This window comes from SAR202 cluster bacterium (assembly GCA_016872355.1).
Taxonomy (GTDB): domain Bacteria; phylum Chloroflexota; class Dehalococcoidia; order Lucifugimonadales; family VGZY01; genus VGZY01.
In genome coordinates, this window is sequence record VGZY01000036.1 from 19,599 (window position 1) to 28,166 (window position 8,568).

Here is an 8,568-nt window from a genome sequence, read left to right on the forward strand (position 1 = left end):
GCGGGAGGGCGATGCGATGACGGACGAAACAAATAACCGCTACGGCGATATCGCGCGCATTGTGACGGCGCACTATCCCCGCGCGCAGGGGGTGTACCTGTTCGGCACGTACGGCACGCCCGAGCAGCGGCCGGACAGCGACGTGGACATAGCGGTGCTGCTGCCGCCGTCGGAGGCCGCGCGGTGCCCTTCGCTGATGCTGACGCCGTGCCACCTCGCGCTGGAGGAGGCGCTGGGCCGCCAGGTGGACCTTCTCAACGCGCGCGCGCTGTCCACCGTGTTCCAGAAGGAGGTGGTGGCAAACGGCAGGCTGCTGCTCAATGCGGACGAGTACGCAGTCGCGGAGTTCGAGATGCTCACGCTTTCGTACTACCAGAAGCTGAACGAGGAGCGGCGGGAGGTGCTGGAGGCGTTCCAGGCTACGGGCAAGGCGTACGATGTATGAATGACGTTGTAGTAAACAAGGTGCAGTCGATACAGCGCTGTGTGAAGCGCGCCAGGGACGATCACCGCAACGCCGGCGACAGCTTCGCCACCGATTTCCTGCACCAGGACGCCGCCATCCTGAACGTGGTGAGGGCGTGCGAGACGGCGATTGACCTTGCCAACCACGTTATCCGCGACAGGAAGCTGGGAATCCCCACTTCCACAGCCGAAGCGTTCAGGCTGCTGCAGAGCGCGAGGCTGATCGACTCGCCACTCTGTGAGCGGTTGGTGAAGATGGTGGGCTTCCGGAACACGGCGATTCACCAGTACACGAAGCTGGATATCAAGATCGTGGAGGCGGTGATCACCAGGGGCCTGGATGACCTGCTGGCGTTCGCGGAGGCGATGCGAAAAGAGATGACGTAGGGCGGGCGGCCCAAAGGCAACACCCTCACCCTTTGGCCCAAAGCGGCCAACGGCCTCTCCCTGAGGGAGAGGATCAAGACATCCCATCATCATCCTCCGCCCCCCGGTCACCCTCTTCCGCCGCGGCGGACCAAAGCGCTGACATCTCCCCCTGAGGGGGAGATACAAGAGGGGCGCACGCAGTGCGCCACTACGGTATCCTTTGCTCACTGTCGCTCTGGACCCCGATTCCATCGGGACCCACTGTCGAAGACCCCGTATGAACGGAGTGAATCGGGGCCCACTGCCGCCCCCTAGCTCGCGTTGATGATCACGTCGCGGCTCTTTGAGCCATCGCTCGGGCCGACGATGCCGGCGTCTTCGAGTTGGTCCATTAGGCGCGCGGCGCGCGGGTAGCCTATGCGCATGCGGCGCTGGAGCAGCGAGGTGGAGAGCTTCTTGTGGTGCCGCGCAATCTCGATGGCCTTGTCCAGCAGCGCGTCCTTGCTCTCGTCTATCCCCACCTCGTCTCCGTCCTCGTCCTCGTCCGATGCGGCGGGGTCGCCGACGGAGTGCAGGTATACCTCCGGCATGGGCGCGCGCGGCGTGGTCTGCCAGAAGTGGACCAGGTCCTCCACCTCCTTGTCGGAGATGTACACGCCCTGCACGCGCTCCGGCCGCGGCGCGTCGATGGCCTGGTAGAGCATGTCGCCCTTGCCCAGCATCTTCTCCGCGCCCGCCATGTCCAGAATGGTGCGTGAGTCTATCTGCGATGTGACCGCGAAGCTGACGCGGCTGGGGAAGTTGGCCTTGATGAGGCCGGTGACGACGTCTACCGACGGCCTCTGCGTGGCGACGACCATGTGAATGCCCGTCGCGCGGCCGAGCTGCGCCAGGCGGCAGATGGCCTGCTCCACCTCCATGGAGGCGGTCATCATCAGGTCCGCCAACTCGTCCACCGCCACCACCAGGTACGGCAGCTTGTCCAGCGGCATCTTGGTGTTGTAGGTATCGATGTTCTTCGCGCCCGCCTCTTCAAATCGGCGGTAGCGGTCAAACATCTCGCGGATCATGCCCTTGAGGAAGCCGACCACCTGGTCGGTCTCCACCACCACCGGCGTGAGCAGGTGCGGTATGCCGTTGTACGGCGTGAGCTCCACGCGCTTGGGGTCTATGAGGAGCAGCCTTAGCTCCGCCGGGCTCTTCTCCATAAGCAGGCAGGAGATGATTGTGTTGATGAACACGCTCTTGCCGGAGCCCGTCGCGCCCGCGACGAGCAGGTGCGGCATGCGCGCCAGGTCGATGACGACCGTCTCGCCGCCGCTGCCCTTGCCGATGGCGACGGGGAGCTTGGCCTTCTCGCGCAGCTTCTGGAACTGCTCGGTCTCCATCAGCGTGCGCAGGGAGACGAGCGTTGCCTTGGGGTTGGGGACCTCTATGCCGATCAGCGACTTGCCCATGACTGGCGTTTCGATGCGCAGGCTGGGCGTCTTGAGCGCGAGCGCGAGGTCCTTCTCGCGCGCGGTGATGGCGTCCACCTTGACGCGCATCTTCGTCTCCACCTTCTGGACCACACTCTTGCCGGACTCGTTGAGCTGCAGGTTGCCGTCCTGGTCGGTGACGCGCACCTGCTTGGTCTTGCGTATCCAGCCGGGGATGAGGCCGTACATGGTGACCGTCGGGCCGGGGCGGATCTCCCCTACCTCCACGTCCACCCCGTAGTCCGCCAGCGCGCGCTTGATGTTGTCCGCCGTGTGGTACATCTCCTGGTCCGATATCCCGCCCTGCTGTGAGCGGACCATGATGTCTATCGGCGGCAGGTCCCACTGCGACTGCAGCACGGGCGGCGGCTCGGGCGCCGCCACCTTGGGAGCGGGCTTTTCGGCGACGGCCTCGTTGACGATGAGCGCGACGTCCCCGCCGTCGCTCTCGATGTCCTCCTGGAGCACTTCAAGCGCCACCTTCGGCGCGACGTCCTTGGCGGCGGCGATGTCCTCGCCGGGGCTCCAGAAGCGGTTGAACTTGGCGTTGCCGAGCTCCTGCCCGCGCAGGATGGCCGGCATGGACTCCTCGGCGTCTTCCTCCGGCTCCTGGTCCTTCTTCGGCGCGGGGGCCGGCGACTTCGCGGCGGGCGGCGTGACCGGGGCCTGGGGCCGCGGCGGGGCCACGGGCGCGGCAAGGGACGCTGCGACGACGGACGTCATGCCGCCGGAGGTGGCGGAAGCGGCGGCGGCCTGGGCCGCGCCGGATGAGGCCGCGGCGACGGCTGGCCGCGACGGGTTGACCGGCGTGGTCACGCCCTTGATGTCGGGCAGAACGGACGTGGGCCTGGGCGTCGCGACGACGTTCTGGGCAACCACGGGCGGCGCATCCGGCGCGGAGGAAGCGGTGACGCCCTTTATGTCCGGCAGCGCAGATGTGCCCTTGGTGGAGGCGACGTTAGGCGTGACCGGCGTGTGCATCTTCGCGACGCCGCTATTGTGCCCACTGCCAAGAGTGGGGAGCCCGGAAGTTGGCACGGGCGCGGCGGGCTTGTGCGTGCCCATCGGCGCGTGCTTCGGCGCGTGCTCGTCGGCCTCGACGGCGATCCAGTGCGATGCGTCGTGTGGGTCTGCGGCGATGGCCGATGCTGCCGGCGCAGGCGCGGGGGCAGCAGCAGCTGGCCTGGCGGGCGCAGGCGCAGCGGTAGCGGCGGCGTGCCGTGACGGCGCGGCCTGCTGGGAGCTCGCGACCACCGGCGAGGGCTGGGAGGTCACGGGGCGTGCGGGCGCGGGCTGCGGCCGGGCCGACGGCGCGGACTCCGCCACGGCGGGCGCAGGCCGAATGATCTCCGGGACCACCTTCTTGGGATAGGCAGACGGGGCAGGCTGCGCCTGCTGGGCGGGCGCGGGCGATGAGAGGAACGCGGGCGCGCCGTCCACCGCCGGGCCGGAGCGGACCGGCCGCTCGGCCAGCGCATCCTCCATCTGCGGCTGCGGTCGCGTGATAATCGGGGCCACGCCTCGCCGCACGGGCAGCTCCTCGGCGTCCTCCGGCGCCTCGCCCTCGTCCTCCACGCCGTCCAGGTACTTCGCGGGGTTGGCAATGATCGAATACGCGTCGATGTGCGCGGGGCGGGTCGGGAGCGCGGCGGCCTGCGCCTCCCCCGGCACGCCGGGGGCGTCATCGGCGGCGGCGTCCATCAGCTCCACGTCCGCGGGGACGGCCCTCTTCTTGCGCAGGCGGACCTTGGCCAGCATGTGGAACGCCCACCGGAGGGCGGAAAAGACGCCGCGCAGCGCCATCATGGCGTAGAAGTAGGTGAAGCGCACTCCCCTGCCCGCCAGGACGGTGAGCATGAGCGCAAAGGCGGGCGCGGCGACGACGAATGCGGCCACCAGGAGCGCGCCGGCGCGGACAGCGTCCCACGGCGCGGCCTCGCCGATGAGCGTGGCGCCCAGGTTGCCGCCGAGCGATACGGCCCCATCCATGGTGAAGAACGCCAGGGAGCCCTCGAAGGGCTGCCGAAAGGCCATGGCGGCGAGGGCGAACGCGACCAGCAGGACGGAGGCGGCCCAGAGGTTCCACTTGAGGAACCAGAGGGGCTTCTTGAACATGGCGAACCAGAAGGCGGCGAGCCACAGTGCGACGGGGACGACGCCCAGGCCGAGGGCGCTGAGGGCGTTGTACTTGGCCTCGTAGTAACGGTCCGCGATCTGCTCGCGGTACCAGAAGAGCGTGCCGCCCGCCGCCACGGCCGCAACGGCCATGAACATGAGGGCGTACCAGGAGAGGAGGGCCTTCTTCAGGAAACCGGGGGCGGACTTTGTTCCAATGGCTGTGTCTACCATCTGCACCACCGTTTGGGCGCTTTCGAGCCGGCAGTCAGCAGTCAGCAGTGAGCTAACAGCCGAACAGCCAAGGCAACACCCTCACCTGTCGCCGGAGCGCGACATCCTCTCCCGTCAAGGGAGAGGAAAAAGGGGATGGGGCCAGCTCTTATGCGTCTTCGATTTTTACTACGACGGCGGGGCGGCGGCCCGTCTCCTCGTAGAGAAAAACGGAAACGGAGGCGGCCACCTCGTCGCGCACGTTGTCCCAATCTACCCCACGCTTGGGGCGCCGTTCCAGCGGAATTTGGGCGTTCTCTGAGACTTTTTCCAAAAGTTCTTGCGACTCTTCTAATGGAACGAACCCGGAGGTGACTATGCCAGGGGGCGTAACGATGATGTTGTTGCGGCGGTCCACGAACAGAAGCACCTCCACCACACCGTCCGCGCCTGCGGATGCCGCCGCGGGCACGGCGGCGCGCGCCGCCTCGTCGCCCGCGCGGGCGCGGTTGCTCAGCATGCGCTGCCCGTCCATAAACACGTGGCCCGCCGGCGCGCGGCCCACAACGTCGCCGCCGTACTGGTCCAGCTCCAGGATGTCGCCATCCTCCAGCACAAACACGTTGTCGTCCGGTATGCCCATCGCCTTCGCCAGTCCAGCGTGGGCCACCATGTGGCGGTATTCCCCGTGCACCGGCACGAAGTACTTCGGCTTGACCAGGCTGAGCATCATCTTGAGCTCCTCCTGGCTGGCGTGGCCGTGCACGTGAACCAGCGCGATCTTGCTGTACAGCACGTGCGCCCCCTGGCGGAGCAGGTTGTCGATCGTGTCGTACACGACAGTCTCGTTGCCCGGGATGGGCGAAGCGGAGATGATGACGGTATCTCCCTTCACCACTTCAACGTCGCGGTGCTCGCCGTTGGCGATGCGCACCAGCGCGGAGGTGGGCTCGCCCTGCGCGCCGGTGGCCAGGATCACCACCTCGTTATGCGGCAGCTTGCGCGCCTCGTTGAGGGAGATGAGCGTCCCTTCCGGCACGTTCAGGTAGCCCATGGAGGCGGCCATTTTTGAGTTGCCGATCATCGAGCGGCCGACGACAGCCACCTTGCGGCCGTGCTTGACGGCGGCGTCGATCACCTGCTGCATCCTGGACACGAGCGAAGCGAACGTGGCGACCATCACCCTGCCCTTCGCGTCGCCCATCGCGCGGTCGATAGCTTCACCCACCACCTGCTCGGAGGGCGTGTAGCCAGCCACCTCCGCGTAGGTGGAGTCGGAGCACAGCAGCAGCACGCCCTGCTCCGCTATGAGCGCCAGCGATGCGAAGTCCGTCGACCGCCCGTCCACGGGCGTGTGGTCAATCTTGAAGTCGCCGGTGTGGATGACGGTGCCCAGCGGAGTGGTGACTGCGATGCCCATCGCGTCCGGTATGGAGTGGCACACGCGGAAGAACTCCACCTTGAACAGGCCGACGGAGAAGGGGAAGTGCGGCTCCATCACGTTCAGGCGGGCGTCCTTGAGCATGCCGTGCTCCCGGAGCTTGACGGTGATGAGGCCGTGCGTGAGTCGCGACGAGTACACCGGCACGGGAAGGTCCGCCAGCACGTACGGCAGCGCGCCGATGTGGTCCTCGTGGCCGTGTGTGATAAGGATGGCGCGGACCTTTTCCTTATTCCTGGTGAGGTACGTGATGTCCGGGATAATGAAGTCCACGCCGGGCATCGTTTGCGCGTCCGGGAAGAGCACGCCGGCATCGATAACGACGATATCGTTGCCGTACTCCAGGGCCATCATATTGCGGCCGATCTCTCCGAGGCCGCCGAGGGGGATAACTTTAAGCGCGTTGCCGTTCATTGGTTGCACCGGGTGTGTGGGGTGATGAGACAAGGGACTGGGGACCAGGGACTGGGGGCTGGAGTTAGGGCCAGACCCGGAATACTAGCTACATTGTAGAGGAAAAGGGGGCGATGCGGCAGTGAGCCCCGATGGAATCGGGGTTCAGAGCAACAGTGAGCAGTGAGCAGTGAGCAGTGAGCAGTGAGCAGTGAGCAGTGAGCAGTGAGCAGTGAGCAGTGAGCAGTGAGCAGTGAGCAGTGAGCAGTGAGCAGTGAGCAGTGAGCAGTGAGCAGTGAGCAGTAGTGGCGCACTGCGTGCGCCCCTCTTGTTTCTCCCCCTCAGGGGGAGATGTCCCGATGCTGCATCGGGACATAGAGGGTGTCGCCTTCGGATCGACGGCTGTTCCTCCTCTCCCCGAGGGAGAGGCCTACGGGGCCTTATCCGTAGGGTGAGGGCTCCGGCTGCTTGGCCCCCATTCTTACCTCTCCCTTGACGGGAGAGGTCGTCCCGATGCCCCATCGGGACGGGTGAGGGTGACGGCTGCCGGCCTCACCAACCACCTACGGCACCCCCTCAAAACAGCCCGAGCTGCTTCGGCTTCTTCTCCGCCGCCGGGCCTGCAGCGGGCGCATCCGCCTTTTGCGGCACCGCCTGTGGCTGAGGCTGCAGCGCCAGCTGCGTCGGCTTCGTCGCGGGCGGCGTCGGCGCCTGCGGCCGGGCGTCCAGCAGATCCTTCAGCTTCTTGAAGTCCGCCTCCAGCGCCGGCAACAGGCCGGGGTTGTGGAGCGTCGCCGCCGGGTGGTACATGGGGTAGACAATCATGTCTTTGTACTTCCTGGCCTTCCCTCTCGACTTGCTTATCAGCTCGCCCGGGAAGAACTTGCCGAACGAGTGGCGGCCCAGGCACACGATCACCTTCGGCCGTATCAGCTCAATCTGCCTGTCCAGGAACGGGCGGCACGCCTCTATCTCCGCCGGCAGCGGGTCCCGGTTCTCCGGCGGGCGACTCTTCACCATGTTCGTGATATACACGTCCTCGCGCTTCAGGCCGATGCTCGCCAGCATGCGGTTCAGCACGTTCCCCGCCTGGCCAACGAAGGGCCTCCCCTGCTTGTCCTCGTTGAACCCCGGCGCCTCGCCGATGATCATGATCTGCGCAGTGCGCGACCCCTCGCCCGGCACAGACATCGTGCGCGTCTTGTGCAGATCGCACCGCGTGCAAGCGGCAATATCCTGGAGGAGCGTGTCGAAGTCGGGCATGGGGGGATTATAGCAGCAGGGGGCGAATAGTGAATTTGGAATAGTGAATTGGGGGAAGACGGGCCAAAATGCCGAATCAAAGTCTTGCATTTATTGAAACGAATGGTCTGGGATGAAGCTCCCAACGAGCCTTATGTAGATTGTTTGCTCTTTTCTAAGGGAGGTGGCATTGAGTTACAACCTGTTGGACGAACGGTGGATTCCAGTGCTATTCGTCGATGGGCGGTTAGACAGGCTAGGTATTAGGCGAGTGCTGCACGATGCCCACCGTATTAGGGACATCGCAACGAGCAACCCGATGGACCGCATAGCCGTGATCCGCTTCCTACTGGCGCTGCTGTACTGGTGCCGCGGCAATCCCACTGAGGAAGCCATTTCCGAGAAGACCGTTCCGCCGTCATGGCTAGAGAGATTAGAGTTGAACCGGGCCTTCTTCAATCTTCTTGGAGGCGGGGAACGGTTTTATCAGGACTCCACTGCGAAGCGACGCCGGGCGATAAACGACTTGATCCAGGAGCTACCAACCGGCAACAACTTCTGGCACTTCCGGCACATGACGGATTTCGCAGACCGCCTGTGCCCGGCATGTTGCTCCCTGGGTCTGCTCAGACTCCCTATGTTCTCCGTGAGTGGCCTGCCGGACTTAAAGGCCGGCATCAATGGCACGCCACCAGTTTACGTCATGCCAGTCGGCAAGACCCTCCTGTCAACCCTTGTCGCTAACTGGGCACCAGTACCAGAGATCGGCGTTCCTGCCTGGGTGCAACCCGTGTTTGCCGCGAACGACCACATAGTGGTGCCTCTGTTGACCGGCCTTACTGCTCTGTCCAG

At 65.5% G+C, this 8,568-nt stretch carries 6 protein-coding genes; 3 read left to right on the forward strand and 3 right to left on the reverse strand.

Going from position 1 to position 8,568, the window contains the following annotated elements; translation table 11 throughout:
* The first annotated feature begins 16 nt into the window (after positions 1 to 16).
* Together FJ319_08950 and FJ319_08955 are read left to right on the forward strand one after the other, a co-directional pair.
* Complete coding sequence (locus FJ319_08950; protein MBM3934412.1) at positions 17 to 445, forward strand: nucleotidyltransferase domain-containing protein; 429 nt, start codon at positions 17 to 19, stop codon at positions 443 to 445.
* Positions 442 to 852: a DUF86 domain-containing protein gene (locus FJ319_08955; GenBank protein ID MBM3934413.1), complete on the forward strand. Its 411-nt coding sequence runs from the start codon at positions 442 to 444 to the stop codon at positions 850 to 852. The genes FJ319_08950 and FJ319_08955 overlap by 4 nt, the downstream gene beginning before the upstream one ends.
* A 293-nt stretch (positions 853 to 1,145) precedes the next feature.
* Here the strand turns inward: FJ319_08955 and FJ319_08960 are convergent, their stop codons facing one another.
* The 3 genes from FJ319_08960 to FJ319_08970 all read right to left on the reverse strand — a co-directional run bounded on the left by FJ319_08960 (position 1,146) and on the right by FJ319_08970 (position 7,737).
* Positions 1,146 to 4,661: a DUF87 domain-containing protein gene (locus tag FJ319_08960; GenBank protein ID MBM3934414.1), complete on the reverse strand. Its 3,516-nt coding sequence runs from the start codon at positions 4,659 to 4,661 to the stop codon at positions 1,146 to 1,148.
* Positions 4,662 to 4,809: 148 nt separating this feature from the next.
* Positions 4,810 to 6,495, reverse strand: a complete 1,686-nt coding sequence (locus FJ319_08965) for a ribonuclease J (GenBank protein ID MBM3934415.1) — start codon at positions 6,493 to 6,495, stop codon at positions 4,810 to 4,812.
* 555 nt (positions 6,496 to 7,050) lie between these two features.
* Positions 7,051 to 7,737: a uracil-DNA glycosylase gene (locus tag FJ319_08970; GenBank protein ID MBM3934416.1), complete on the reverse strand. Its 687-nt coding sequence runs from the start codon at positions 7,735 to 7,737 to the stop codon at positions 7,051 to 7,053.
* 169 nt (positions 7,738 to 7,906) lie between these two features.
* Here FJ319_08970 and FJ319_08975 point away from each other — a divergent pair.
* Positions 7,907 to 8,568, forward strand: a 662-nt coding sequence (locus FJ319_08975) for a type I-E CRISPR-associated protein Cse1/CasA (protein MBM3934417.1), incomplete at its 3' end; no start/stop codon positions are given.

Excerpts from the sequence above, each read along its gene's own strand:
- FJ319_08950 (MBM3934412.1), top strand. The coding sequence starts at position 17 with ATGACGGACGAAACAAATAACCGCTACGGCGATATCGCGCGCATTGTG.
- FJ319_08955 (MBM3934413.1), top strand. The coding sequence starts at position 442 with ATGAATGACGTTGTAGTAAACAAGGTGCAGTCGATACAGCGCTGTGTG.
- FJ319_08960 (MBM3934414.1), bottom strand. The coding sequence starts at position 4,661 with ATGGTAGACACAGCCATTGGAACAAAGTCCGCCCCCGGTTTCCTGAAG.
- FJ319_08965 (MBM3934415.1), bottom strand. The coding sequence starts at position 6,495 with ATGAACGGCAACGCGCTTAAAGTTATCCCCCTCGGCGGCCTCGGAGAG.
- FJ319_08970 (MBM3934416.1), bottom strand. The coding sequence starts at position 7,737 with ATGCCCGACTTCGACACGCTCCTCCAGGATATTGCCGCTTGCACGCGG.